Annotated in this window: 25 protein-coding genes; 14 read left to right on the top strand and 11 right to left on the bottom strand. The window is 43.9% G+C overall.

What is annotated here, in order from left to right; genetic code table 11:
* The first annotated feature begins 119 nt into the window (after window positions 1-119).
* From BW976_RS06280 to BW976_RS06230, 11 genes are all read left to right on the top strand, one after another.
* A complete protein-coding gene (locus BW976_RS06280) occupies window positions 120-719 on the top strand; it encodes a 2OG-Fe(II) oxygenase (protein ID WP_076371507.1) in 600 nt (199 codons plus the stop codon).
* A 190-nt stretch (window positions 720-909) separates the two neighbouring features.
* Window positions 910-1902, top strand: coding sequence for a phosphotransferase (locus BW976_RS06275; protein WP_076371505.1), 993 nt, complete (start codon window positions 910-912; stop codon window positions 1900-1902).
* Window positions 1903-2192: 290 nt separating this feature from the next.
* Window positions 2193-5039 carry an excinuclease ABC subunit UvrA gene (gene uvrA, locus BW976_RS06270; protein ID WP_076371503.1) on the top strand — a complete coding sequence of 949 codons (2847 nt, stop codon included), beginning with the start codon at window positions 2193-2195 and terminating at the stop codon, window positions 5037-5039.
* A 102-nt stretch (window positions 5040-5141) separates the two neighbouring features.
* The gene (locus BW976_RS06265) at window positions 5142-5396 is read left to right on the top strand and encodes a type II toxin-antitoxin system Phd/YefM family antitoxin (protein ID WP_076371501.1); all 255 of its coding nucleotides are present in this window, start codon (window positions 5142-5144) and stop codon (window positions 5394-5396) included.
* Entirely contained in the window at window positions 5393-5647 is a 255-nt protein-coding gene (locus BW976_RS06260) for a Txe/YoeB family addiction module toxin (RefSeq protein ID WP_076371499.1), read from the top strand. Before BW976_RS06265 ends, BW976_RS06260 begins: the two co-directional genes overlap by 4 nt.
* A gap of 119 nt (window positions 5648-5766) precedes the next feature.
* Window positions 5767-7548 carry a DUF885 domain-containing protein gene (locus tag BW976_RS06255; RefSeq protein ID WP_076371497.1) on the top strand — a complete coding sequence of 594 codons (1782 nt, stop codon included), beginning with the start codon at window positions 5767-5769 and terminating at the stop codon, window positions 7546-7548.
* A 169-nt stretch (window positions 7549-7717) separates the two neighbouring features.
* Window positions 7718-8113 carry a hypothetical protein gene (locus BW976_RS06250; RefSeq protein WP_076371495.1) on the top strand — a complete coding sequence of 132 codons (396 nt, stop codon included), beginning with the start codon at window positions 7718-7720 and terminating at the stop codon, window positions 8111-8113.
* Window positions 8114-8284: 171 nt separating this feature from the next.
* Entirely contained in the window at window positions 8285-9679 is a 1395-nt protein-coding gene (locus tag BW976_RS06245; RefSeq protein ID WP_076371901.1) for a TolC family protein, read from the top strand.
* A gap of 7 nt (window positions 9680-9686) precedes the next feature.
* Entirely contained in the window at window positions 9687-12947 is a 3261-nt protein-coding gene (locus tag BW976_RS06240; protein ID WP_076371493.1) for an efflux RND transporter permease subunit, read from the top strand.
* Window positions 12948-12951: 4 nt separating this feature from the next.
* Entirely contained in the window at window positions 12952-14037 is a 1086-nt protein-coding gene (locus BW976_RS06235; RefSeq protein WP_076371491.1) for an efflux RND transporter periplasmic adaptor subunit, read from the top strand.
* A gap of 228 nt (window positions 14038-14265) precedes the next feature.
* Window positions 14266-14685 carry a VOC family protein gene (locus BW976_RS06230; protein ID WP_076371489.1) on the top strand — a complete coding sequence of 140 codons (420 nt, stop codon included), beginning with the start codon at window positions 14266-14268 and terminating at the stop codon, window positions 14683-14685.
* Window positions 14686-14706: 21 nt separating this feature from the next.
* On the opposite strand, the gene BW976_RS06225 is transcribed toward BW976_RS06230, so the two are convergent.
* The 5 genes from BW976_RS06225 to BW976_RS06205 all read right to left on the bottom strand — a co-directional run bounded on the left by BW976_RS06225 (window position 14707) and on the right by BW976_RS06205 (window position 17742).
* Entirely contained in the window at window positions 14707-15081 is a 375-nt protein-coding gene (locus BW976_RS06225) for a DoxX family protein (RefSeq protein WP_076371487.1), read from the bottom strand.
* 32 nt (window positions 15082-15113) lie between these two features.
* Window positions 15114-16136 (bottom strand): EamA family transporter, encoded by a 1023-nt coding sequence (locus BW976_RS06220; RefSeq protein WP_076371485.1) that lies wholly within the window; start codon window positions 16134-16136, stop codon window positions 15114-15116.
* A 1-nt stretch (window position 16137) separates the two neighbouring features.
* Window positions 16138-16566 (bottom strand): cupin domain-containing protein, encoded by a 429-nt coding sequence (locus BW976_RS06215; protein ID WP_084192085.1) that lies wholly within the window; start codon window positions 16564-16566, stop codon window positions 16138-16140.
* Between the two features lie 18 nt (window positions 16567-16584).
* The gene (locus BW976_RS06210; protein ID WP_076371483.1) at window positions 16585-17085 is read right to left on the bottom strand and encodes a DoxX family protein; all 501 of its coding nucleotides are present in this window, start codon (window positions 17083-17085) and stop codon (window positions 16585-16587) included.
* A gap of 90 nt (window positions 17086-17175) precedes the next feature.
* Complete coding sequence (locus BW976_RS06205; protein WP_076371481.1) at window positions 17176-17742, bottom strand: Crp/Fnr family transcriptional regulator; 567 nt, start codon at window positions 17740-17742, stop codon at window positions 17176-17178.
* Window positions 17743-17841: 99 nt separating this feature from the next.
* On the opposite strand from BW976_RS06205, the gene pdxR reads away from it, so the two are divergent.
* Window positions 17842-19326 carry a MocR-like pyridoxine biosynthesis transcription factor PdxR gene (gene pdxR, locus BW976_RS06200; RefSeq protein WP_076371479.1) on the top strand — a complete coding sequence of 495 codons (1485 nt, stop codon included), beginning with the start codon at window positions 17842-17844 and terminating at the stop codon, window positions 19324-19326.
* Here pdxR and BW976_RS06195 read toward each other — a convergent pair.
* A complete protein-coding gene (locus BW976_RS06195; protein WP_076371477.1) occupies window positions 19323-20225 on the bottom strand; it encodes a metallophosphoesterase family protein in 903 nt (300 codons plus the stop codon). The two genes, pdxR and BW976_RS06195, sit on opposite strands and share 4 nt — an antisense overlap.
* A gap of 140 nt (window positions 20226-20365) precedes the next feature.
* Here BW976_RS06195 and BW976_RS06190 point away from each other — a divergent pair, with 140 nt between their 5' ends.
* Entirely contained in the window at window positions 20366-20662 is a 297-nt protein-coding gene (locus tag BW976_RS06190; RefSeq protein WP_076371475.1) for a Dabb family protein, read from the top strand.
* Window positions 20663-20780: 118 nt separating this feature from the next.
* Here the strand turns inward: BW976_RS06190 and BW976_RS06185 are convergent, their stop codons facing one another.
* Window positions 20781-21335 (bottom strand): 5' nucleotidase, NT5C type, encoded by a 555-nt coding sequence (locus BW976_RS06185; RefSeq protein WP_076371473.1) that lies wholly within the window; start codon window positions 21333-21335, stop codon window positions 20781-20783.
* Between the two features lie 133 nt (window positions 21336-21468).
* Here BW976_RS06185 and BW976_RS06180 point away from each other — a divergent pair, with 133 nt between their 5' ends.
* Window positions 21469-22218, top strand: coding sequence for a DeoR/GlpR family DNA-binding transcription regulator (locus tag BW976_RS06180; RefSeq protein ID WP_076371471.1), 750 nt, complete (start codon window positions 21469-21471; stop codon window positions 22216-22218).
* 110 nt (window positions 22219-22328) lie between these two features.
* On the opposite strand, the gene msrB is transcribed toward BW976_RS06180, so the two are convergent.
* From msrB to BW976_RS06160, 4 genes are all read right to left on the bottom strand, one after another.
* Entirely contained in the window at window positions 22329-22850 is a 522-nt protein-coding gene (msrB, locus tag BW976_RS06175) for a peptide-methionine (R)-S-oxide reductase MsrB (protein WP_076371469.1), read from the bottom strand.
* Window positions 22851-22854: 4 nt separating this feature from the next.
* Window positions 22855-23505 carry a peptide-methionine (S)-S-oxide reductase MsrA gene (msrA, locus tag BW976_RS06170; RefSeq protein ID WP_076371467.1) on the bottom strand — a complete coding sequence of 217 codons (651 nt, stop codon included), beginning with the start codon at window positions 23503-23505 and terminating at the stop codon, window positions 22855-22857.
* Between the two features lie 288 nt (window positions 23506-23793).
* Window positions 23794-24558 carry an SDR family NAD(P)-dependent oxidoreductase gene (locus tag BW976_RS06165; protein WP_076371465.1) on the bottom strand — a complete coding sequence of 255 codons (765 nt, stop codon included), beginning with the start codon at window positions 24556-24558 and terminating at the stop codon, window positions 23794-23796.
* A 31-nt stretch (window positions 24559-24589) separates the two neighbouring features.
* Complete coding sequence (locus tag BW976_RS06160; RefSeq protein WP_076371463.1) at window positions 24590-25372, bottom strand: SDR family oxidoreductase; 783 nt, start codon at window positions 25370-25372, stop codon at window positions 24590-24592.

Here is a 25372-nt window from a genome sequence, read left to right as displayed (position 1 = left end):
TAATACCCCTAAGATGTAGTTAATATTTTAGCGCTGCAATCGGTGAAAACACGGTGTTTGAAAATTAAAGCTACCTTCACCAAATACCGTTACCCTCACCTCTGCTAAATTATAGCACATTGCAAAAAATATTTGATGAACTCATTGATAGCTTTATAGATAATCATGTAGGCATAGCCGATCATTTTTTAAGCGTGGCGCTTGCTGCCGATCTGAAAGGCAACCTGGTTGCCCTGTACCACAAAAAGCTGCTCCTGGCGGCAGGAACCGGCAACGATAAACTGGTTACGCACAATCTGTCTGTAAGAGGCGATAGCATTTACTGGCTCGATCGTAAACATAACGACCGGCACGAAAACGCCTTTTTTGATTTGATGGATAGCTTTGTAAGTCACTTAAACAGTACCTGCTATACCGGCATAACAGGCTATGAGTTTCATTATACGCTATATGATACTGGCAGTTTCTACAAAAAGCATTTGGATCAGTTCAGGAATAACGACGATAGAAAGTACTCTATGATCATCTACCTAAACCCAGACTGGCTGCAGGCTGACGGGGGTGAACTATGTATTCATCATGCCGATCAATTGCAGCATATATCTCCCGAAAACAGGAAAAGCGTTTTCTTTAAAAGCGACGAACTGGAGCATGAAGTATTATGTACCAACAAACCCAGGATGAGCATAACCGGCTGGTTGAAAGTGAATGCTATATAATTCACACACATGAGTGCCGGACGATCGGGAATACGTAACGGATTAGCCCCTTATAATAAGGCGCATATACAGGGTAAACGTAAATATATGCCAAAAAGTACGCCGCAAAAAATATACTTTTAAAAGTTCCCGAAAGTAAAAAACCATAAATATATTTGGCTCATCATCAATATTTTAAAGTCTATTTTTTATGATTCCTGAAAGCAAAAAAACTGCTGTTGACCATGCTTTGCTGGCAGCCTTTGGCACCAATACCCTGGATGAGATCCATGAACTCACCGCCGGACTATCGACGGCCCTTGTTTTCCGGATCATCGTTCAGGGTAAACCCTATCTGCTCCGGATCATTACCCGTACCGATGCCATGGCCGATCCCACGCTGGAGTATAACTGCATGAAAGCAGCTGCCGATGCGGACATAGCCCCAAAGGTTTGGTATGCGAATATAGAGGACAGGGTCGCTATTATTGATTTCATAGAAGCCAAACCTTTCCCGATGGAGGAGGCCAAAACAAAATTACCCCAACTGCTTAAACGCTTGCATTCGTCACCGCCTTTCCCTTTCCGCATCAATTACCTGGATAAAATTGGGGAATTTATTGAAAAATTCCGCGCCGATAAACTGATGCCTGGGGATATAACCGCGAAGCTTTTTGATTTTTATACTCAAGTTAAAAACATCTATCCCCAAAATGCCGAAGACATGGTGGGTTGCCATAACGACCTTAAACCCGAAAATACCCTGTTTGACGGGGAACGGGTTTGGCTGGTTGACTGGGAAGCCGCCTTTTTGAACGACCGCTATCTGGACCTGTCCATTATGGCGAACTTTTTAGTAAAGAACGAGGTTGATGAAAAGATTTACCTGGAAGCCTACTTTGGTGAAGAAGCTACCGAATATCAGCATGCCCGCTTTTTCCTGATGCGCCAGATACTTCACCTGTTTTACTTTGTTGTTTTTACGATAGTGGGCAAAACACCCGATAAGCCCATCGACCCGGATATGGCCGTGCCCGACTTCAGGGAATTTCATGATCTCATCTGGACAGGGAAGCTTAGCCTGGCCAATATGGATAACCGCCTGCAATATGCCCAGGTTCACAGGGAACAATTGCAGCATAATTTAGGATTGAAGAGGCTGGATGAAGCGCTGCGTATTGTGGCGGGTTATCAATCACGTTAACGGTTTCACTCTTGATGTCATCTCGACCGGAGGGAGAGATCTTATACAATTGACACACCCCACGTATAAGATCTCTCCTCGTGCCTCGTTCGAGATGACAAGCGATTTAGGTATCCTTACAACCCAGTAAATATTAACCTTATGCTGACATGCTTAGCATAAAATCCACGTCAATTTTCCGTATCTTTGCTTAATTTTTTAGCAATTTCTTTTAAAGGTCTTATCTTACATCGGCTTTTAAAAGTAAACCCGTTTACCCGGGTTTAATAAATTTGGTACCAATAAGATATATGAACGAAATAACCGTTGACCTGGGCGAACAAAGCGAAGTTGAAGTTTATGGCGCCAGGGTACATAATTTAAAAAATATCGATGTTTCTTTTCCGCGCAACAAGCTGGTGGTGATCACCGGATTGAGCGGCAGCGGCAAATCATCACTGGCTTTTGATACCATTTATGCCGAAGGGCAGCGCCGTTATATGGAAACATTTTCGGCCTACTCGCGCCAGTTTATGGGCGGTATGGAACGTCCCGATGTGGATAAAGTATCGGGCCTGAGTCCGGTTATTGCCATTGAGCAAAAAACCACCAGTAAAAATCCGCGGTCGACAGTGGGTACTATTACCGAGATCTACGATTTTATGCGTTTGCTTTTTGCCCGTACCGGCGAGGCTTACTCCTACACCACCGGCGAGAAGATGGAGCGCATGAGCGAAGACCAGATCCTGAAAACCATTACCGAAAAATTCGACGGGCAGCCGGTAAATATCCTGGCGCCGGTAGTAAAGGCACGTAAAGGTCATTACCGCGAGCTTTTTGAATCGATACGCAAACAGGGCTACCTCAAAGTATGGATAGATGGCGCCATGGCCGATGTGGAACCCAAAATGCAGGTTGACCGTTACAAGATACACGATATTGATATTGTGGTTGACCGCCTGGTGGTGTCTGACAAGGATAGCAAGCGTTTATACACTTCGGTACAAACTGCTCTTAAAATTGCCAAAGGCATCATTCGCGTGGGCGATAAGGATAACAACGTTGCTTATTATAGCAAGTATTTGATGGACCCTGTATCGGGCATTTCGTATGATGAACCTCAACCCAACACTTTCTCCTTTAACTCGCCTTATGGCGCCTGCGAAAAGTGTAATGGTTTAGGTTATATTTTTGAGGTTGATGAAGCTTCGGTTATCCCCAACCCTAAACTGAGCATCATGAACGGAGGCCTTGCACCCATTGGTGAATATCGTGAAACCTGGATATTCCAGGTGTTGAAGTCGCTGGCTAAAAAGTATGAATTTTCGCTATCGACCCCGATCGATAAACTGACACCAGAGCAAAAGGATATCATCCTGAACGGATCGCCGGATATGATCACCGTTGCTGTGGAGTACAATAAATGGAACGTACAAAGCTACCAGATCACTTTTGATGGTATTGTGCGTATGCTGGAAGAGCAGCAGGAACGCCGCGGCGACGAAGGCATGGACGATATGGAAAATTATCGTGTGCTGAAAACCTGCCCGGTTTGTGATGGTGCCCGACTCAAGAAAGAATCGCTGCATTTTAAGGTCGATAATAAAAATATATTTGAGCTGGCTTGCATGGATATTCGTACCCTACAGGAATGGTTCACCAACCTGGAAGACCGGCTTACCGATCGTCAGAATGTAATAGCCAAGGAAATCCTGAAAGAGATCCGCGCGCGTATCGTGTTCCTGTTGGATGTTGGGTTGAGCTATTTAACGCTTGATCGTACCGCCAAAACCTTATCAGGCGGCGAAGCGCAGCGTATCCGCTTGGCCACGCAGATAGGTTCGCAGCTGATGAATGTCATGTACATTCTGGATGAACCCAGCATCGGCTTGCATCAGCGTGACAACGAACGATTGATTAACGCACTTAAAAACCTGCGCGACCTGGGCAACACTGTATTGGTGGTAGAGCACGATAAGGACATGATACTGGAAGCCGATCACGTGATTGATATGGGACCGGCAGCCGGCGTACATGGCGGGCAGATAGTAGCCCAGGGAACCCCGGCGCAACTTATGGCCGAGCATACCTTAACCACCAGCTATATTAATGGTGAGCGCTCCATTGCTATCCCCGAAAAACGCAGGGAAGGTAACGGCAAAACAATGAGCCTGAAAAAAGCCACCGGCCATAACCTCAAAAAGGTATCGGTTGATTTTCCACTGGGTAAGCTCATCGGGGTCACCGGAGTGTCGGGCAGTGGTAAATCAAGCTTAATTACCGAAACTTTGTATCCTATATTAAACCATCATTTTTTCAGGGCCAAAAAACAGCCTTTGCCTTATGAAAAAATTGAGGGGCTTGAAAATATCGACAAGGTGATCGAGATAGATCAAACACCTATTGGTCGTACACCACGCTCCAATCCCGCTACTTATACTGGCGTGTTCTCGGATATCCGTAACCTGTATGTGGCCCTGCCCGAATCACGGATCAGGGGTTACAAACCTGGTCGTTTTTCGTTCAACGTAAAAGGTGGACGTTGCGAAACCTGCCAGGGTGCCGGTATGAAAGTGATCGAGATGAACTTTTTGCCTGATGTACAGGTACCTTGCGAAGAATGTGGTGGTCGCCGTTACAACCGCGAAACGCTGGAAGTACGCTACCGTGGTAAATCCATCAGTGATGTATTGGACATGAGCATTGAGGATGCTACACCGTTTTTTGAACACATCCCATCTATCTACCGCAAGGTAAAAACCTTGTATGATGTAGGGTTAGGATACATTACCCTCGGCCAGGCATCAACCACCTTATCAGGCGGTGAGGCACAGCGGGTTAAACTGGCTACCGAGCTATCCAAAAAAGATACCGGCAACACTTTCTACATACTGGATGAGCCAACCACCGGCCTGCACTTTGAGGATATCAATGTGCTGCTAGGCGTACTATACCAACTGGTTGACAAAGGCAATACCGTACTGGTAATTGAGCATAATTTGGATGTGATCAAGGTGGTTGACCATGTGATCGATCTGGGGCCTGAAGGTGGGTCGGGAGGTGGAAATATCCTGTTCTCCGGCACACCCGAAGGTCTGTGTAAAGTAAAAAACAGCTTTACCGGTCAGTTTTTGAAAAAGGAAATGGGAATAAAGTAATTTTTTGATTAACATCTTTCAAAACAACATGTACAATATTTTGTACATGTTGTTTTGTTTTTATATCTTTATATATAATATATCTTGATATAAAAGACAACGATGGAAATTACAACCTATACATCTTTCAGACAACACCTCAAATCTTTCTTAGATAAGGTTCGCAATGATCATAAGCCATTGGTGGTAACCAGTGTTAATGGCGACGATGTTGTAGTTATTTCAAAAACAGATTATGAAAGTATGGAAGAAACTTTTTACCTACTTAAAAATCCGGCTAATGCATCCAGGCTTTTAAAAGGCATCGAAGAATATGAAAAAGGTTTAGGCCAGGAAAAAAAACTTATTGAGGAGTGAGAATAGTTTTTCTGAGCCCTGCATGGGAAGACTATCTGTACTGGCAAATTACAGATAAGGCCACCTTAAAAAAAATAAATGCTTTAATTAAAGAAATAGAACGCAATCCGCATGAGGGCAGTGGTAAACCCGAACCCCTGAAGCATAATTTAGCAGGCTGGTGGTCGCGCCGGATCAATCTTGAACATCGTTTAGTTTATAAGGTAGATGATGGATCTGTTTTTATACTTCAGTGCCGGTATCATTATTAAACAACTTGGTTTAAACAAGACTTAGTTTTGAAAAACTATGTCTTTCTACAAAAGGTGATTCACGCATAGCCCACTTTATTTTCATTTGAGTAGTTTTACTCATTAACTACTAACTAAAGATGAAGAAAACCGTCCTCTACATTTTTGCCGCAGCTATTTTAGCTGCCTGCAATCAGCCCAAAACAACCAGCTCCTCCAAAACCGACAATCCGGAACTGGCTAAAGTATTTGACAATTACTTTGAAGAATCGTTAAAGCTGTATCCGCTTAATGCCACCAATATTGGCGATAATCGCTATAATGATCAGCTGCCTAACGATGGTTCGGTGGAGTTTTTGACCAAAGCCCAGGCTTTTTATACCAACTACCTGGCCCAGGTAAAACACTTTAATCGCGAAGATCTGAGCGAGGCCGATCAGCTTTCATATGATATTTTTACTTACGAGGCGCAGCTGGCATTGGATGGATTTAAGCACCATTTCGAATACATGCCTTTTAACCAGTTTAGTGCTTTACCCCTTGCTATAGGGCAGTTAGGCTCGGGTTCGGGTTCACAACCGTTTAAAACAGTTAAGGATTATAACGACTGGTTGAAGCGCGTTTCAGCGTTTTCGGTATGGGCCGATACTGCCATCAGCAATTTTAACAAAGGCATCAAAGCGGGTGTGGTTTTACCGAAAGCATTGGTTGTAAAAACCATCCCCGAACTACAAGACCTCGTAGTTGCCGACCCTACCAAAAGCTTATTTTATGGGCCGATCACTAATCTACCTAAAGATTTTTCCGATGCGGATAAAAAACAGCTTACCGAAGCTTATACGAGAGCCATCACAACCGTTATTTCGCCCACTTATAAAAAGCTGTCCGATTATTTAAAAACGGAATACTTGCCACATGCCCGCACAACCTCAGGTTATTCTGCGTTGCCTGATGGCGTCGCCAAATATGCATACCTGGTAAAGCAACAAACCACTACCGACAAAACACCCGAAGAAATTTACCAAACCGGACTAAAAGAGGTAAGCCGCATACGCACCATTATGGATAGCATCAAAACCAGCGTTGGTTTTAAAGGCGATCTGCAGGCGTTTTTTGAATACATGAAAACCGACCCCAGGTTTACGCCTTATAAAACGCCAAAAGAGGTTTTGAACGCGTTTGAAAACATCCACAAACGAATGGAGCCTAACCTAAAAAAAATGTTTAATCATGTACCTAAAACGCCTTTCGAGATCAGGCAAACGGAGGCTTTCCGGGCAGCATCGGCCAGTGCCGAATATAATGCAGGATCGGCAGATGGCAGCAGACCTGGTATATTTTATGTGCCGATACTGGACGCCACTAAATTTAACATTACTTCGGGCATGGAGTCATTATTCCTGCATGAGGCTATTCCGGGTCATCATTACCAGATCTCTCTGACGCAGGAAAACACCTCACTACCTAAATTCCGCAGGTTTGATGCCGGTGAAAATGCTTATGTAGAAGGATGGGCGCTATACTGTGAATCATTAGGTAAAGAGCTTGGCCTGTATACCGATCCTTATCAATACATGGGTGCACTGGGCGATGAGATACACCGCGCCATCCGCTTAGTAGTTGATGTGGCCATACATACCAAAAACATGACCCGCGAGCAAGCCATTAAGTATATGATGGATAACGAAGCCATTAGCGAACAAGGCGCTACTGCCGAAATTGAGCGCTATATGGCCATTCCGGGCCAGGCATTGGGTTATAAAATAGGGGCGCTTAAAATACGCGAGCTTCGTACCAAATACGAAAAACAGATGGGCAGCAAATTCAACCTGGCCGAGTTTCATAACCAGGTACTGAAAGATGGCGCTATGCCACTTGCTGTATTTGAAGCAAAAATGAATGCCTGGGCTACAAAACAATAATATTATTCAAGCAAATCATTTACAGTTGCCCGTGTCTTCACGGGCAACTGTTATATCAGCCTATCGCAACTGTTTTACATTAAGTTCATCAGTACTTCATTTTGCAACAATATCTTTGCATAAAAACAATTTGATTTTTTTGAACTTTGTTGTATAAATTGTTACCTGCGTGAAACAAAGCCGTTCAGATATCATTAAAAAATTGCAAGTGCTATTCATAGCTGCCTGTTATACTTTTATTGCCGTATCGCACATCTTTTTTTTACCCCGTTTAACAGCGCCGGTGCCCGAGGCGGCTGTAAGTCATAATTCCATTTTTAAAAGGAAAACCGAAACCATTGTGACCAGCCTTTCCCATGTCAACTTTTTTCAGCGTACCGATAAGTTTATCATGAACGATAAAAAATCAGCTATTGATCTGTTAAATATGGTTGTGGGTAGCTTTATACTACTTCTGTTTGCACAACGCCTTTGGAAGTTCAATCCCCAACATTTACTTACAATTAATTGGTCAGTTACCGATTCACAATATTCCTATTTGTCCTTCTGCACTTTTAAAATTTGAGTTGATGAGGCCTGCTCAGGCCCTGAGCTTATGCTCCATCCAATATTCAAATTAGTTTATCTATCATTTACCGGTATTTACTATTATTTTCTGCCATAATGATTGTGCTTTAAAAGCATCTTCAAAAAGCTTAAGTATACATACCGGTATAAGTTCATTTCAGAAACTTATATGCAAAGTTTAAAAATAACCGTACTTATTGCCGTGGGCCTGCTCATGGGGATAAATACTTATGCACAGCAAAACAATGATCCGGCGGCGGTCAGCTTAAAAACGCTGCTCAACCGGGTTGATCAAAATGCCCCCACGCTGCTTACCGACTCCGCAGCTATCAAAATACGCCGTACACAGGCTGCCGAAACACATAGTAACTGGCTGCCTAACCTGCGGCTCAGTTATCAATCAGACATAGGCACCAACAATAATGTGGCTGGTCCGTATTTTGGGTTTGGCATTATCCCAACCGACTCTAAAGTACGAGCCGAAAGCAATACATCGGCCGTATCGGCAACCGTAGGTGTAGCCGCGCTCGATTGGGAGATTTATAACTTCGGATCCTACGGAGCCCAAAACAAAGTAGCCAATTCTGATATCCAGGTGGAGCAAAATCAATTTGCCAACTCCCGATACCAGTTACGGGCCTATACCATTGGCAACTATTTGCAACTGCTGCGCCTGCATGATCTGCTGGGTATACAGTCGCTCAACATACAGCGCAATGCCGAGATCCTTCACTCCATACAATCACTGGCTAAAAGTGGTGTGAGGGCAGGTGTTGATACCAGTATTTCGGAAGCCGAGCTGTCAAAAGCCAGGCTAAACTACATTGAGCTGGTGAACCAGCAAAAGCAGGTGCAATTGCAGCTTTCATCGGTTAGCGGTTTGCCGTACCAATCCATCGTTCCGGATACTACAGCCGAGATGATGTTGATCGGACAATCGACAGTTGTACAATCCTTAAACCCGGATACAGTTAATCATCCTGTGATCAACTATTACAGGTCGGTATATCAAAACAGCCTGCAGCGCGAGAGTATGGTGAAAAAAAGCTATAACCCCAAGATATTGCTGGAAGCTGCGGCCTGGGGCCGGGGCTCAAGCATCGATGCTAATGATCATTTTAACAGCTTGTCAAGCGGCTGGGGTATCGATCGCAGCAATTACCTGGTGGGCATCGGTGTAACCTATAATTTGTTTGATATCCGTCGCCGCCAGTTGAAACTGCGTACCCAAAAGGCTACCACAGATTACAGTTTGCAAAAGCTGTCTGAGCAAAGGCAATTATTATCTATCAGCGCCAACCAGGCCGATGTAGAACTGGAAACCGCCAGGCAGCGCTTACAGGAAATTCCGCGGCAGTTAAAAGCCGCTAATGACGGATATCGCCAAAAGTTGTCACTATATAAAAGCGGATTAACCGATATTATTGAGCTCAATGCTGCACTTAATATCCTTTACCGGGCCGAAACAGACCTGGCACAAGCCAAATTCGCTTATTCAGGCGCGTTGTTCCAGAAAGCCGTTACAGAAAATCAGGTCAATACTGTTTTAAACCTTTTAAAATAATTTAACTATGTCAATGGTCACCTCCGCGCTCAAAAGGCCCATCACTACCATAGTGGTTACCATGAGTTTACTGATATTTTCAGTGCTCAGCGCAGTAAAAATACCGATAGATATATTTCCGCAGCTCAACCTGCCCACCATATACGTTATCGAAGCCTACGGCGGTATGTCGCCACAGCAAATGGAAGGCTTTTTCTCTACCAAGTTCCAGGATCAATTCCTGTATATCAATGGTATCAAAAGCATCACCAGTAAAAATATACAGGGTTTAACCCTTATTAAATTGTCGTTTTACGAAAGCACCAACATGGCCGAAGCTTCGGCACAGGTAGCGCTGCAGGTAAACAGGGCATCCAGCTTTTTCCCTCCTGGTGCATTGCCGCCGCAGGTGGTTAGGTTTGATGCCTCATCACTACCTGTTGGCCAGCTGGTATTCTCGAGCCCGACACGCAGTTTAAAGGATATTTATGATATGGCGGCTACCAAGATTCGCCCCATGTTTGCTACTGTTCCCGGTTTGTCGCCATCGCCGCCATTTGGCGCCAATGCACGTTCCATCACCATAAATCTTGATCCGGATAAACTGCGCAGTTACAACTTAACACCCGACGAAGTGGTTGACGCGCTGGCCAAGTTTAACGTAACATCGCCCTCGGGTAACCTCCGGCTGGATAATACCATGTTCCTGACCACCATGAACACGTTGATTAAAAACCCGGATAATTTTGGCGATATCCCTGTAAAAACCCAAAACGGTGTGCCCATTTTTGTAAAGGATGTGGCCCGCGTAGCCGATGCGGCCGATGTTACGGTGGATTATGCCCTCATCAACGGCAAACGCTCGGTATACATCCCGGTCGTTAAAACCGCCGATGCCTCCACCTGGACCGTAGTGCAAGACCTCAAAAGCAAACTGCCCGAAATGCAGAGCCTGCTACCCGACGATGTAAAACTGAGCTACGAGTTTGACCAGTCGGTGTTTGTGGTGAACGCTGTAAAAAGTTTAATGACCGAAGGTGGCCTAGGAGCCTTGCTTACCGGTTTAATGGTACTCCTGTTTCTGCGCGACTGGCGAAGCAGCCTCATCGTGGTGATCACCATCCCGGTGTCTATCCTGATAGGGGTATTGCTGCTAAGCATGTTTGGCCAAACCATCAATATCATGACCCTGAGCGGACTGGCATTAGCCATAGGCATCCTCGTCGACCAGGCCACGGTAACCATCGAAAATATCCACCAGCACCTGGAGATGGGCAAATCCAAACGCCTGGCTATTTACGATGCCTGCGAAGAGATCTCTTTTCCCTTGCTGCTAATATTGCTTTGTATCCTGGCTGTATTCGCACCATCGTTTATGATGACCGGTGTGCCTAAGGCCATGTTTTTACCGTTATCACTATCCATCGGTTTAACCATGATTGTGTCGTATGTACTGGCGCAAACCGTGGTACCTATCTTGAGCAACTGGCTTATTAAGGCCGAGCGTTACCAGCATTATCATCATGAAGATATTCATGCCCATGCCGGCGAAGCCTTGGATAACCAAGAAGAAGGTCAGGTAAAAAAACACCTTGCCAATGAGCAAAAACATCCGGAAGAGAATGATCTGTTTGAGCGCATCAAGTTATGGCTTATCGGTGTGCTTAACAGAAGCATGCCGCGTAAAAAGGGCATTGTACTGGTGTATCTTTTTAGTGTGATTATTCTGGCTGGTTTATGCTTCGTATTTATCGGTAAAGACATGATGCCGAAGATCAATAACGGCCAGTTCCAGATCCGCCTCAAAGAACCCGATGGTACCCGGCTGGAACGCACTGAGGACGCCTTTAAACAGGTATTGCAGATCATTAACCAAACGGTGAATAACCATGTGGAAATCACATCGGGCTATATCGGGCTAGTGCCTACCGCATATGGAACCAGCAACCTGTATGTATTTAACACCGGTACGCAGGAAGCCGTATTGCAGGTAAACCTGGACGAAAAGTACAAGGTGAACATGGATGAGCTGAAAGATGCCCTGCGTAAAAACATCCATTACAAACTACCCGAACTCCGGATAACCTTTGAACCGATTGACATGACCGAGAAGATCATGAGCCAGGGTGCATCATCGCCTATTGAGGTGCAGGTGGCCGGTAAAGATATGGCACAGATTGAAGGTTATGCCAACAAAGTGGTAGATAAACTTAAAGGTATCAGTTATCTGCGCGATGTGCAGATTGCCCAGCCGCTGAAATTCCCGGTGATTAAGATTACCCTCGACAGGCTGAAGGCTGCACAACTGGGCTTAAACATCAAGGATATTGCCCGTTCGGTTACGGCCAGTACCTCATCAAGCCGCTTTACGGATAAAAATCTTTGGCTGGATGAAAAAGGAGCGTATACCTACCAGGTGCAGGTACAAATTCCGGAATATGTGATGAACACCATGGATCAGCTGAAGGAAATACCACTGGTAAAGGGCCAAAGCAGTCCTGTACTAAGTGATATTGCCACATTCACTACCAGCTACGTACCGGGCGAATATGACCGTAGCGGCCCACGCCGCTTTGTAACCATCAGCGCCAATATCTATAAAAAGGATTTGGGTACGGCTACTACCGATGTGCAAAAGGCCATTAACTCCCTGGGTGCACCGCCTAAAGGTTTGATAGCCTCACAGAATGGTATGGCTAATCTGCTTACCGAAACACTGAGTAGTTTGCAGAATGGTTTGGGCGTCGCCATCCTGGTGATATTCCTGCTGCTGGCCGCTAATTACCAATCGTTCAAGGTATCGTTAACGGTACTATCTACCATACCCGCGGTAATATTGGGTTCATTACTGATGCTGCTGGCTACCGGGTCAACATTGAATTTGCAATCATACATGGGTATGATCATGTCAACCGGGGTATCCGTAGCCAACGCCATCCTGATAGTGACCAATGCCGAAAAGCTGCGGTTGGACTATCGTGATGCTACCAAAGCAGCCATCACCAGCGCATCTATCCGTTTGCGTCCCATATTGATGACCAGCTTAGCCATGATTGCGGGTATGATACCAATGGCCTCGGGCATGGGTGAAGCCGGTGAACAGTCGGCACCATTAGGTAGAGCAGTAATAGGCGGTTTGTTTGCCTCTACATTGGCAGCCCTGTTTATTTTACCGCAGGTATTTGCCTGGGTACAAAACAAAACCACCTACGATTCGCCATCACTAATGCCCGATGAACCTACTGAGCAATCAGCCGAAATAACAGAAGAAGAAACCTTAACAGCATAAGATCATGAAATTTAAATCAATCATATTATTAGCTGCTGCCACCAGTATGCTGGCAGCTTGCTCCAGTAACCAAACGCCGGTAAATATGGCAGCTGCCTCCACCAGCAAAAAATCGGCTTACGAAACCGGTATTATAACCGAAAAAGCACTTTCGAGCAAAGCCCGCTTGCCAGGGCAATTAAAGCCATTTAATGAAGTAAATATTTTTCCGAAGGTGAATGGTTTTGTAAAACAATTATACGTTGACCGTGGTGCCATTGTAAAAAAAGGACAATTGTTGATGACACTGGAAGCTCCCGAAATGGAATCGCAATTACAAGCGGCCAATTCCCGCTTTTTACAGGCCCAGGAAAACGCCATTGCCAGTAAAGAAAAATATCAGCGACTAAAAGAAGCCGCCAAAGAACCCGGCTCGGTATCCCCGCTTGATTTGGATAATGCCTCGGCCAAAATGAAAGCCGATGAGGCCATGGCCCGGTCAGAACAATCCAATGTGGCTTCGGTACGCACGATACAGGATTATCTGAATATCCGCGCGCCGTTTGATGGTATGATCGTACAGCGTAACGTATCTCCCGGAGCATTGGTATCACCGGGCAAAGGTACCGATCAACCGATGTTGATCCTCCAGGATATCAGCAAAATGCGTTTAGAGGTATTTATCCCCGAAGATTATGTGGATAAGGTAGATCTGCAGCAACCTGTTACATTTGTATTTAATGCTATGCCGGGCAACGAGCAAATCGCCAAAATAAGTCGCTCAGCCAATTCATTGGGCAGTATGCGCTCAGAAGCTATTGAAATTGATGTGCAAAATAAAAACGGGCAGCTGAAACCAGGCATGTATGCCGAAGTAAGGATTCCAATGCTTTCAGGCGCCAAATCGTTATTAGTTCCAAACAACGCTATTGTACGGTCTACAGAACGCGAGTATGTGGTTACCGTTAAACAAGGGAAAGCCGTATTGGTTGATATCAAAGAAGGTTTAGCCAGAAATGACTCAACCGAGGTATTTGGTAATCTAAAAGCCGGCGACCAGGTCATTAATCATCCCGGCGATGAGTTAAAGCAGGGAGCTGTTATTAATTAGTGAATAGAATCAAGAGATAAGAGCCAAGAATCAAGAGAAAAAATATATTTCGCCCTGATATGGATTAACGAAAAGAAATGGTTTGTCTTGATTCTTGGCTCTTATCTCCTGATTCTCTTTTTTGTCGTATTTACCCTCACAATTGTCGTATTAGGCCCTCATTAAATTGCGTTGTAACACGCATTTTTGTATCGTCAATTAATCCGTACATATTAAAGGCCTATCGACATGGCAAATATCAATTCATACCTCACCTTTAACGGCAATTGCCTGGAGGCAATGACCTTTTATAAAGAATGTCTTGGCGGTGAGCTCACGTTTCAAACTGTTGGCGAACTGGCCTTACCGCTTAACGAACCAATGCCCCCCTGCATGGAAAACTGTGTAGTACATTCCACACTCATTAAAGGTGCTATGGTACTTACTGCCTCAGATATGGTACCCGAAAATGGATTGATCAAAGGCAACTCGGTATCCTTATTGTTAAACTGTAACACTGAAGAGGAAGCCCGTGAATATTATACCCGTTTATCCGCCAATGGTGAAGCTACCCACCCCCTGGAAGATACTTTCTGGGGTGCCTTATTTGGCGATTTGGTTGATAAATATGGCAACCAATGGCTTATTAATTTTGAGAACACCTACTAACCAGCACATGTTCTCAAAAAATTAAACTTGTTTGGCTTTTAGCCTTTTGTGATGATAAATGTATGACCCGATGATCAAAGCATAACCAATTAACATAGGCGATACCTTCAACACCGGAGTTCCAATAGCCAGTGAGGAGAATGTGGCACCGGTAAGGTCAAAAACAAAACCCGCGTAAACCCACTCTTTAATCCGTGGAAAGCCCGGGATTAAAATAGCTATCACACCCAGTAGTTTAACCGCCCCCATAAAAGGCGACAAGTATGCCGGATAACCCAGCTGCTTAAATATGGCCAGGGCTTCGGGCATTGATAAAAGATCGGGAACGGCGCCTATCCCCATAAAAGCCAGTAATAAACCGGTGAAGACCCAGTAAATGATGTTGATTTTTTTCATATTCAAGTGATTGTTTTTTAGGTTATTATGAATTAATCCAGACAAACAGTATTACGCTGGGCGGGGCTCAAATGTTCTACTAATTTATCATTATGCCTGCCCAATCCAAACCATTGGCGTATAAAGGTGATTTTGCCATATTTGGTTAGATTCACCAACAACACACTAATTAGTATAACCACCAGGCCAAATATTTGCAAGGCCGATATGTTTTCATGGGCAAACAAAATACCTAATAACACCGCTATAACCGGGTTTACATAGGAGTGGGTACTTACTTCTGTTGCCGGGCGAACTTTTAGTAACCATACATAAGCGCTGAATGCGGCAATGGAACCAAAGAAGATTAGGTAGACAATAGCCAGCCACGATTGTAAAGGCACACTGGCCAAATGAAATGAACCAAGCTCATGGTTAAACAAACTGGCAGGGATAAAGGCCAGACCAGAGATGATCATTTGCCATGAAGTGTTTACCCGTGCCGGAGCATCGCTGCCCCGTTTTTTAGAAACCAGTGAGCCCGCCGACCAGGCAATCGGTCCGGCCAACAACAGGATCAAACCAGTTAACTGTTCCTGACTTATAGCACCGGATAACGATTTACTGATAGCCTCGCCAAATAGCAATATCACGCCGGCGAAACCCAGTACAAGCCCGGCTATGGTAGTGCGGCTTTTGAAATTAGCCTTCCAGTTTACCCTGTCGAGAATCACAAACCAGATAGGGTTGGCCGATACCAGGATAGCTACCATGGCGCTTGGCAAGGTGCGTTCGGCCCAGAATACGATACCGGTACCAACAAAAAGCATCAGTAGGCCGCTGATAGTTGAAGTAACAATATCTCTTTTAATCCAAAGCTTGTCACCTTTTAATCTACACCAGGCTAATAACAATACACCGGCAGTAAAGAAGCGTACAGCCCCCATCAGCATAGGTGGAAAGCCATGTACGGCCATTTGTATAAAAAAGTAGGTGGAACCCCATACCACATAAACAATGGCAAAGGCTATTACCACTAAAAGGGTTGATGGTTTATTTGATGTTGCAGTTTTCATGTTATTTCGTTTTTACGGGTACAGTAGTAGCTTTATTTTTTTCGGCAATAAAGAATACGAGCAGCTTTGCAGGTTTATCCTTGCTACTATTTCTGGTTACGGCATGCAGGCCATTAGGTTTTTCGTAAAATGAATCGCCGGGTTTATAATGATAGGTTTTACCCTCAAAAGTTGATTCCAGCTCACCTTCCAGCAAATAGCCAAAGGTTGGAAAAGGGTGCCTGTGTGCCGGAGATACACTTGCGGGCGGAAAGGTCACTACCAGCATCTGCACTTCCTTATTATTGATGCCAGGCTGATTTAGCAATGTCTTGAGAAGATAAGTTTCAGTTATGTTGCTCTGTATTTTCCGGTGCGTATGCTTTGGTGCATTTAACTTGCCGAAATATGGTGACAAAAGAGTCAATATGGTGATAAATAGTGTTTTCATTTCTATAAAATTGATGGATCAAACGGTTTCCACACCGTTTTTATCCTGGTAAATATTCAATTGTTTATTAATTTTTTGATGTGATAACAGGCTGTCGATGCTCCAGGCATAGGATGGTAAGGTGGCCAGTAGGATACTCGCGGCGCTCAGCGTAAATACCGAATAACCCAGCGGTGATTCGATACCAAATGATATGGCCATAGCTATAGCAAAGCACAGTCCCAAAATCCCCGAACCAATGGCTGCCAAACGGGTAAATAAACCTACAAGAATCAACAGCCCAAAAGTGGCTTCGCCAATCGTGGCTATAGTAGCAAAAGCAGGAATCAGCGATGCGGGCAAAAAGCTCATTACCTGGCGGGCATAGGTTATAAAATGCTGCCAGTCGCCCCAGCCCACATGCGGCTTGCCGTTGGCTCCCAATATTCCTAACCTATCGGCAACTTCCCATAAATAAGCCGAGCCAATGGCTACGCGCAGATAAAGGGAGGGTAGTTTGAAATTTTGAATCAGTTGCATAACATTTGTGTTTTAAATAACAATTAAAATTACGCAGCCAGTGGACCATTTTAATAGTCCACTAATTACAAGAAAGCTAGTCCAGTAGCGTTAGCGAATATGCTTTCTTATCCGGCTCAGGGAGGTTGGCGTAACGCCAATAAATGAAGCGAGGTACTTTTGGGGTATTTTTTGCAGAAAGGTTGGTTTGGTCAACAGGTCGAGATATCGTTGCTCAGCCGAATCCCGTTGCAGAGCAGTAAATCGCTCCAGCAGATTAAGGATCACATCCTCCCAAAAATTACGCATCATTTCCTGCATTTCAGGGTATCGCTTATACAAATTGGTCAGTTCTTTTTTAGGCAGATACCATATTACGGAATCTTCAATAGCCTGTAGGAAATAATTGGATGGCTTTTCGCTAATAAAACTATACATCTCAATAGCTGACGAGTGTTCAAAAGCAAACCACACCGATATTTCCACCTCATCCTGCACATAATACAGCCGCAGGCAGCCCTCCTGTACAAAAACAAGGTCGGTACATACCCAGCCTTCCTCCAGCAAAAAATCATTTTTTTTCAGGCTGCGCTGTTTAAACTTTTGAGTAACAGCATCCAGCTTATCCTGGTCAAGATCTGCGTATTGTTTTATAAAAGCTTTAAGTTCTGCCGTCATTTATGTGGTTTAATGTACAAATTTTGTTTTTATTATAATCAACTAAAAAGGCATTGGTCTATATTTATAGTTCATAAACCATCAATCAACTAGTCCAGTATGCTTTTAACCGAAATTTTAATACCTATTGACAAAACTGCTCAAACGCCGGTTTATCTCCAAATTGCCAACGGTATTATTAACCAGATACGCCAGGGCAAGTTAAAACCGGGATCACCTTTGCCGGGCAGCCGTGTGTTGGCACAAAAACTAGCTATACATCGCCAAACCGTGGTAGCTGCTTATGATGAGCTGTATGCGCAAAGCTGGGTTGACGTTTATCCGCGCAGAGGTATTTTTGTAGCCAAAAACCTTCCCGACATCAAAGCTCGGCCATTATCCGAATCTCCGGAACCAAGTGGTTACAGCACAAAAACTTATTTCGATGTAGATGACAATAAGATACCTTTTCCACAGCTATTTCAGCCTGTTAATAATGCCCACCTGATATTCAATGATGGCTTTCCGGATACGCGTTTAGCGCCCATCGAGCTGATGGTACGTGAATACAGGCGCTTTGGCAATTATCACTTTACTTCAAAATATTGGATGTACGGGTCGGAGTATGGCTCCGAAAACCTACGGATTGAGCTTGCACGCTTTTTGGGTGAAACACGCGGATTACAGGTTAATCCAGAGCATATCATTATTACCAAGGGATCACAAATGGCCATATATCTTGTCGCCCAAATATTACTCTCCAAAAACGACACAGTAATTGCCGCCGATCCGGGATATCCGGAAGCAAACCACACATTTCAACAAGCCGGAGCCCAAATGGCACTCGTGCCGGTTGACGATCATGGGATAGACCTGGAGGCTGTAGAAACCATCTGCAAAAAGAAAAAAGTAAAAATTGTATATGTAATTCCGCACCATCACCGCCCAACCACGGTTACTTTAAGTTCCGAGCGACGGATGCAGCTGCTTGAGCTTGCCCATAAATACCGTTTCGCGATTATTGAAGATGACTATGATTATGATTTTCATTATTCAAGCGGCCCTATATTGCCACTCGCCAGCGCCGATTATTATGGAAGCATCATTTATATCGGCTCGTTTTGTAAAACCATAGCACCGGGTATCCGCATTGGTTTTATGGTGGCCCCACCCAATTTGATTGTGCAGGCTGCCCGCTTGCGTAAACTGATTGACAGGCAGGGCGAACTGCTTTTAGAAGAAGCCATGGCCAACCTGCTAAAGAATGGCGATATTAACAGGCACTTAAAAAAAGCCAACAAAACCTATCATGAACGGCGCGATATACTTTGCAAACTACTCCATGAGCAGCTTCATGAACATATTAGCTTTAAGATACCCGATGGCGGTTTTGCCATTTGGATAAATTATCTCAACGGCATTAAAGCCAATGAAGTGGCCGAAAAGGCTGCAGCTATGGGGTTATCTGTAGGCAATGGAACCGGTTATTTTCATGACGCAACTTACATCTCCCCGTCGGTACGATTAGGTTTTGCAGCTTTAACGCCAAAGGAATTGGAAACCGCTACTGGTATGTTAACAGCAGCGGTTAAAAAGCTGCTTTAATAATTGATATAATCTTCGGTAAAGCTGCCGTCGGCATACAGGTCTATCAGACCATAGCCGGGGGCGGTTTCTCTTCTGTTGCCTTCCCACCAGGCACCGCATACTGCGCCGTTGCAAAGGTAGGTAACATGATTGTACACTAGCTTTTCGCGCAGGTGAATATGCCCGCTCAGGCAAAGTTTAACATTGGGGTGTTTATAAAACAAGCTGATGATCTTTGCATTGTCTGTATGCATATCACCACCGTACATTACCCATCTGTTTACGGTGTTATCTTCGATCAGGTTAGTGGCTGTCAGGATAGGGATATGCGTCATGACCAATACCGGTGTGGATGGATCAGTGGTTTTCAATTCCTGCTCCAACCAGGCAAATTGCTCGTCGCCCAGTTTGCCAATATACCAGGTATTGTCAATATCGAGGTGAACGCTATCCAGGATAATGAATTTCCATCCACTTTGCACAAAACTGTAATATGGTTTAACCAGACCAAGCTGATCCATGGAATATTTCTTGCCGTAAATAGCCTGCCCCTTATCGTCCTCGTTCCACCAAATGTCGTGGTTGCCCAGGCAATAGCGCACCGGTATGCTGCAATCAGCCTTCATGATCGATTTGCTTAGCTGCCATTGATCATTTATGGTGCTGATGTTTTCTTTATTCATATCAAACACAATGTCGCCACCATTTAATATCAGGTCGACTTTTGGTGTTTGCTGTTGTACGTGATGCAGGCATTTAGCAAATCGGGCAGGAGCGTCGAATTTATTTTTAAGGTGAATATCGGTTAGGTGGGCTATCCTTAAAACGGGTTTGTTTTTTGATGATGTATTACCAAGCGTTAAGGAAGGGACCAACAGTAGTCCCCCGATATTTTTAAGGGCCGATCTTCTTTGCATTGCACAATAATTATGGATACAAAGGTGCTTTATCTGTTTGGATTTTAGCTTAAGTCTGGGTTAAATAATCTGCTTTACGAATTTTATAAATCCCATAATAATGAAAACGTCTATTCATTACATTTGGAAAAATTCAAACAATGATAGTACACCACGTTTTATTCTGGCTAAAAGCCGACACCACTGCCGATCAAAAAACTGCATTTCGCAAAAGCCTGGAAACCTTAGAAGGCGTTGAAAGCATTAAAACATTGCATATTGGCACACCTGCTCCTATTGAGCGTGCGGTTATAGACACTACCTATACCTTTAGCTTAACTGTATTTTTTGATGATCTGGCGGGACACGATGTTTACCAGGTTCATCCATTACACCTGGCTTTTTTGGATGGATTCCGAGCTTACTTTGAAAAAGTAGTTATATATGATGCCGAATAAGGCTGAGTAATGTTAAACCATAAAGCCGCTTAGTTCATATGGAGTGGCTTTATGGGTTTCTTAAAGGCCCAGATTGTACAACACTACGACTTCTCACAAATGTCAATGACCTGCCTGTTTATACTTCAGGTATCAGATCCTTTTCATTTTTAAATAAAGCCAATACTTCTGTCCATGATCTTACGCGCTGGTGATGGGTGATATTTGCATTATGCGCGGCGTTAAACATCATAGTTGTCCCTTTAAATTTATCCAGGTTTTTAGGATGATCGTCGATCATATAATCGGTATTAATCAAACTTTTATCGCCGCAAAAAACAATATGGGTCCAGGGTATAAATGGGAAGTGTTCCTGCAGCCATTCATATTTTTCGGGTAGTGATAGCGGAAATTCCATAGCTGCCGATACAATAAAAATTTCAAAATCTTCCATCAATTCCTTTATGGCTTCAACCGCGCCAGTTATCACGGGCAGGGTACGAAAAAAGCCTGGCGACAATATAAATTTCCGGATAGCGCCTTCTTCCGGAAAACCTTCGCCTTCGGGTTTACCTACCATTTGTTCATAGGGGATCTGCACGCCATAGGTATTATAGTACCAGGTTAAATAATGTGCATCGGTATCTGCCAAAACACCGTCCATGTCAACGGCAATTCTTTTCAGTTTTTTCATGTTTTATTGTTGTTTGCAGGATCAAATAGATTTCACATTGCAATATTATGCAATATATTTCAATTAATTGCTAAATTAATGTGAACTTATTGCAATAATCTGCAATGAATATTTTATTCTTATATTTGTTTTTATGCTGAAAGAAGAACGTCTTCAAAAAATAATTGAACAGATTGCACAGGACAACAAAGTTGTATTGGACGATCTGAGTCGCTTGCTCAATGTGTCTACAGATACGGTTAGAAGAGATATCAAAGAACTATCAGACAAGGGGTTGCTGAAAGCCGTTCGCGGTGGGGCGATTATCGGCTCACCGGTGCATCCACATTTTAAGGAACGTCAGCATATTGATACACATCATAAAAAAGTAATAGCGCAAAAAGCTTTAGAATTTATAAAACCGGGGCAGGTTATCATTCTTAACGGGGGTACTACCACTACAGCCGTTATTGCCGCTTTACCCAGGGACATTAACCTAACCGTTGTGACCAACAGCTTCCCGGTAGTATCTATTTTAGAAGACTATCCACATGTTACTGTTTTTTTTATTGGCGGCGAGCTCAATAAGCATGCTTACTCAACTACGGGACATGAAACCATTGAGGCTATCCGCAATTTCAGGGCCGATGTGTGCCTGATGGGTATTTGCAGCATTGATCTGAAGCTGGGATTAACCGGCTTTACTTACCAGGAAAGCCTGGTAGACAGGGCCATGATCGAGACGTCAAAATATGTTATTGCCTTATCTACCTACGATAAAATAGGAGCATCCGATCCTTACTATGTATGCGCGGCTAATGCCATTGATGTTATTGTTACCGAAAAAGATCCATCTACAACAGATCTTAGTGGCTTTAAAGAAGCGGGGATACTGATAAAGTAAGAGAGAGGCAAGAAAATAAGAGTCAGGAATCAAGAAGAAAAATTAATAGCAGATTGCTTTTCTCCTGTCTTGATTCTTGACTCTTATTTTCTTGATTCTAATCTTCTATTCTATTTCGCTTTCAATCCATCCGGAGCAAAATCAAGCGAAACGGAGTTCATGCAATATCTTTTATAGGTTGGCGCGGGGCCATCATCAAATATATGCCCCAGATGCGAGCCACAACGGGCGCAAAGCACTTCCGTACGCTGCATACCAACTGAATTATCTTCCCTGTAAATCACACTGTTTTTACGTACAGCCTGGTAAAAGCTTGGCCAACCGCAATTGCTGGCGAATTTAGCGTCAGACCGGAACAGTTCATTGCCGCATACGGCGCAATAGTAAGTTCCTTTGGCATTTTTATCCCAATACTGGCCGGTAAATGGGGCCTCAGTGGCTTGCTCCCTCGCGGTAGCGTATAGGGCAGGTGGCAATATCTTTTTCCACTCCGCATCGGTCACGTTCAGTTTTTTGGTATCTGTATTGGAATAATAAGGGTTCTTTTCGTGCCCTTTATCGCTTTTCAGGTGTTGGGCATTAGCTGCTCCAAAGAAAAGCACCAATACACTGGCTAAAGTTATTGCTCTCATTTGCTTATTGTTTCAACTTGTCTTTAAATACTTTTTTGAATTTTTCCAGTTCGGGTTGTATCACATATTTGCAATAAGGCTGACTACCATTCTGGTTAAAATAGTTCTGATGATAATCCTCCGCCTTGTAAAATACTTTATAAGGCACCACCTGGGTTACAATATTGCTTTTGTAAGCCTTCTCGGTATTGAGCTTGCTGATATAATAATCGGCTTTTTGTTTTTGAGCCGCATTGTGATAAAATATGGCTGATCGGTATTGCGTACCCACATCATTGCCCTGGCGATTAAGCTGGGTAGGGTCATGAGCAACAAAAAAAGCTTCCAGCAACTCATCAAAAGAAATCTGCGCCGGATCGTAAATAATATTACAAGCCTCGGCGTGTCCGGTTGTGCCAGTACAAACCTGCTCATAAGTAGGGTGAGCCACATGGCCACCGCTAAAACCCGAAATTACTTTTTTTACTCCTTTTAACTGTTGAAATTTAGCTTCGGTGCACCAGAAGCAGCCTGTAGCGAAGGTAGCCGTGTCCAATCCTTTTGCAAGATGCGGACCGTCAGCTGCCGGTTGTTTATGATAAGTATCGCCTGCTACTGCAAAGGCGGCGGTGCAGTTGGCTACAAATAGCATCAAAAGAACAATATTCTTTGTCATTGATATTTAGTTTTTACATTTTATACTTGATCGGATTCTATTACTATTAACGTAATAAGTTTACCCGCGGTTAATTAAATATATTTTATTTAGTCGAATTTGATGATAGGCTGACAATATTCCTCAGACAACCGATCATGGTTTTAACGCTTAGTCGGTAAAAGCTGGAAAACCTTACAGCAAGATTACGAGGTTTTATGAAATATATTAGCACAACAAAACCCGCTTTATAAATAAAGCGGGTTTAACGTTAAAAAGTATAAAACAGTATTATTGCCGATGGGAAAATCAGATATGCGCGCCACCTGATACTTCAATACGCTGTGCATTTACCCAGCGGGCATCTTCGGTACATAAAAAAGATACCACACCACCAACATCTTCAGCTACACCTGCACGACCTAATGCGGTAGCGCTGCTTACCATCTTATTTATATCCGCATTGTCCCGAACAACGCCGCCCGAAAAATCTGTGGCGATAGCGCCGGGAGCAACAACATTTGCTCTGATATGGCGTGGCCCTAGTTCAACAGCCAGGTACAGGGTAAATACCTCAACCGCGCCCTTCATAGAAGCATAAGCCGAAGGGCCAGGCATACTAAAACGAGTAAGACCTGATGATATATTGACGATGCCGCCACCATCATTCAGCAGATTGAGCGCCCCCTGTGTCAAAAAGTAAACGCCTTTAAAATGGATGTTTAATAGCTCGTCAAACATTTGTTCGGTAACCTGGCCAAAAGGTGCATGACCACCAATACCGCCGTTGTTGATCAAAAAGTCGAAGTGATCAGTATTAAACGTATTTTTCAGAACACTGGCTAACTGGGCAAAAAAAGCAGGAAAGCTTTTTACATCGCCTACATTCAGTTGCAGAGCCGCGGCTTTACTGCCTGCCTGCTCAACCTGCGTCACTACGGCCAAAGCATCCTCTTTTCTACTGTTGTATGTTATAATGACGTCAAGGCCTTTTTGAGCCAATTTAAGCGCCATATCTTTCCCTAATCCGCGGCCACCGCCGGTTACCAGGGCAATTTTATGATTTGTTGACATTTTGTTATTTTATGATTTGTAAAAAGTGTTTTTAATTTTTAGAAGCGATCCATTGAGCACCTACCTTACTGGTTTGACTTAACAGAAAAGCGGGAGCCACTCGACTCATCACCCTCATTACACCGGCCAGGCCGGGATATATCTCCAATTGGTCTTTCATTAGGCCTTTGATGGCCGCGTCTATCAGTTTGGCTGGGGCCATCAGCATTTTATCGTCAAAGCCGTCTATCCCGGCAAATTTGTCGTTCAAAGGTGTTGTGGAACCGGGTGCTATGAGTTCAAATACTTTAACACCGGTACTTTTAAGCTGCACGCGCAATGATTTGGTATAGGAACGCAAACCCGATTTAGTAGCCCCATAAATAGGCGACAATGGAAATGGCATCAATGCTATACCGGAGGTAACATTTAAAATAGCAGCATTCTTTTGCTTTTTGAGATGCGGCAAAAACTGCTGCACCATGCGAATAGGCCCCATGAGGTTGATCTCTACCTCACGGGTAATGTTATGAAGATCAATACTGGTATCGTGAAAACTGATCATGCGCATTTCGCCTGCATTATTGATCAGCATGTTGAGCCCGGGAAATTGGGTAATTACCTGCTTAAACAAAAGCGTTATTTGTTCCGAATCACTTACATCACTTTGAAAAGTATGTATGCCAGGCAATTTTACCCGGACCTCATCCAGGCGATCCTGGTTACGACCGGTAATGATTACCGTATTGCCCAGCGCCAGTAGGCGTGAGGCAAACTCGTAGCCAAAGCCACTGGTTCCGCCGGTAATGAGTATTGTATTATGCTGGAGTTTCAT

The sequence above is a fragment of the Mucilaginibacter lappiensis genome (assembly GCF_900155965.1).
In the GTDB taxonomy this organism is placed as follows: domain Bacteria; phylum Bacteroidota; class Bacteroidia; order Sphingobacteriales; family Sphingobacteriaceae; genus Mucilaginibacter; species Mucilaginibacter lappiensis.
Note: the sequence above shows the minus strand (reverse complement) of the source record. Positions and strands in the feature narration are given on the sequence as shown.

Coding starts and splice junctions, on each gene's coding strand:
- BW976_RS06180 (WP_076371471.1), top strand. CDS start 21,469: ATGCTGAAAGAAGAACGTCTTCAAAAAATAATTGAACAGATTGCACAG.
- BW976_RS06235 (WP_076371491.1), top strand. CDS start 12,952: ATGAAATTTAAATCAATCATATTATTAGCTGCTGCCACCAGTATGCTG.
- BW976_RS06255 (WP_076371497.1), top strand. CDS start 5,767: ATGAAGAAAACCGTCCTCTACATTTTTGCCGCAGCTATTTTAGCTGCC.
- BW976_RS06160 (WP_076371463.1), bottom strand. CDS start 25,372: ATGAAACTCCAGCATAATACAATACTCATTACCGGCGGAACCAGTGGC.
- BW976_RS06230 (WP_076371489.1), top strand. CDS start 14,266: ATGGCAAATATCAATTCATACCTCACCTTTAACGGCAATTGCCTGGAG.
- BW976_RS06195 (WP_076371477.1), bottom strand. CDS start 20,225: ATGCAAAGAAGATCGGCCCTTAAAAATATCGGGGGACTACTGTTGGTC.
- BW976_RS06165 (WP_076371465.1), bottom strand. CDS start 24,558: ATGTCAACAAATCATAAAATTGCCCTGGTAACCGGCGGTGGCCGCGGA.
- BW976_RS06185 (WP_076371473.1), bottom strand. CDS start 21,335: ATGAAAAAACTGAAAAGAATTGCCGTTGACATGGACGGTGTTTTGGCA.
- BW976_RS06220 (WP_076371485.1), bottom strand. CDS start 16,136: ATGAAAACTGCAACATCAAATAAACCATCAACCCTTTTAGTGGTAATA.
- uvrA (WP_076371503.1), top strand. CDS start 2,193: ATGAACGAAATAACCGTTGACCTGGGCGAACAAAGCGAAGTTGAAGTT.
- BW976_RS06215 (WP_084192085.1), bottom strand. CDS start 16,566: ATGAAAACACTATTTATCACCATATTGACTCTTTTGTCACCATATTTC.
- BW976_RS06245 (WP_076371901.1), top strand. CDS start 8,285: ATGCAAAGTTTAAAAATAACCGTACTTATTGCCGTGGGCCTGCTCATG.
- msrB (WP_076371469.1), bottom strand. CDS start 22,850: ATGAGAGCAATAACTTTAGCCAGTGTATTGGTGCTTTTCTTTGGAGCA.
- BW976_RS06210 (WP_076371483.1), bottom strand. CDS start 17,085: ATGCAACTGATTCAAAATTTCAAACTACCCTCCCTTTATCTGCGCGTA.
- pdxR (WP_076371479.1), top strand. CDS start 17,842: ATGCTTTTAACCGAAATTTTAATACCTATTGACAAAACTGCTCAAACG.
- msrA (WP_076371467.1), bottom strand. CDS start 23,505: ATGACAAAGAATATTGTTCTTTTGATGCTATTTGTAGCCAACTGCACC.
- BW976_RS06240 (WP_076371493.1), top strand. CDS start 9,687: ATGTCAATGGTCACCTCCGCGCTCAAAAGGCCCATCACTACCATAGTG.
- BW976_RS06190 (WP_076371475.1), top strand. CDS start 20,366: ATGATAGTACACCACGTTTTATTCTGGCTAAAAGCCGACACCACTGCC.
- BW976_RS06225 (WP_076371487.1), bottom strand. CDS start 15,081: ATGAAAAAAATCAACATCATTTACTGGGTCTTCACCGGTTTATTACTG.
- BW976_RS06265 (WP_076371501.1), top strand. CDS start 5,142: ATGGAAATTACAACCTATACATCTTTCAGACAACACCTCAAATCTTTC.
- BW976_RS06275 (WP_076371505.1), top strand. CDS start 910: ATGATTCCTGAAAGCAAAAAAACTGCTGTTGACCATGCTTTGCTGGCA.
- BW976_RS06205 (WP_076371481.1), bottom strand. CDS start 17,742: ATGACGGCAGAACTTAAAGCTTTTATAAAACAATACGCAGATCTTGAC.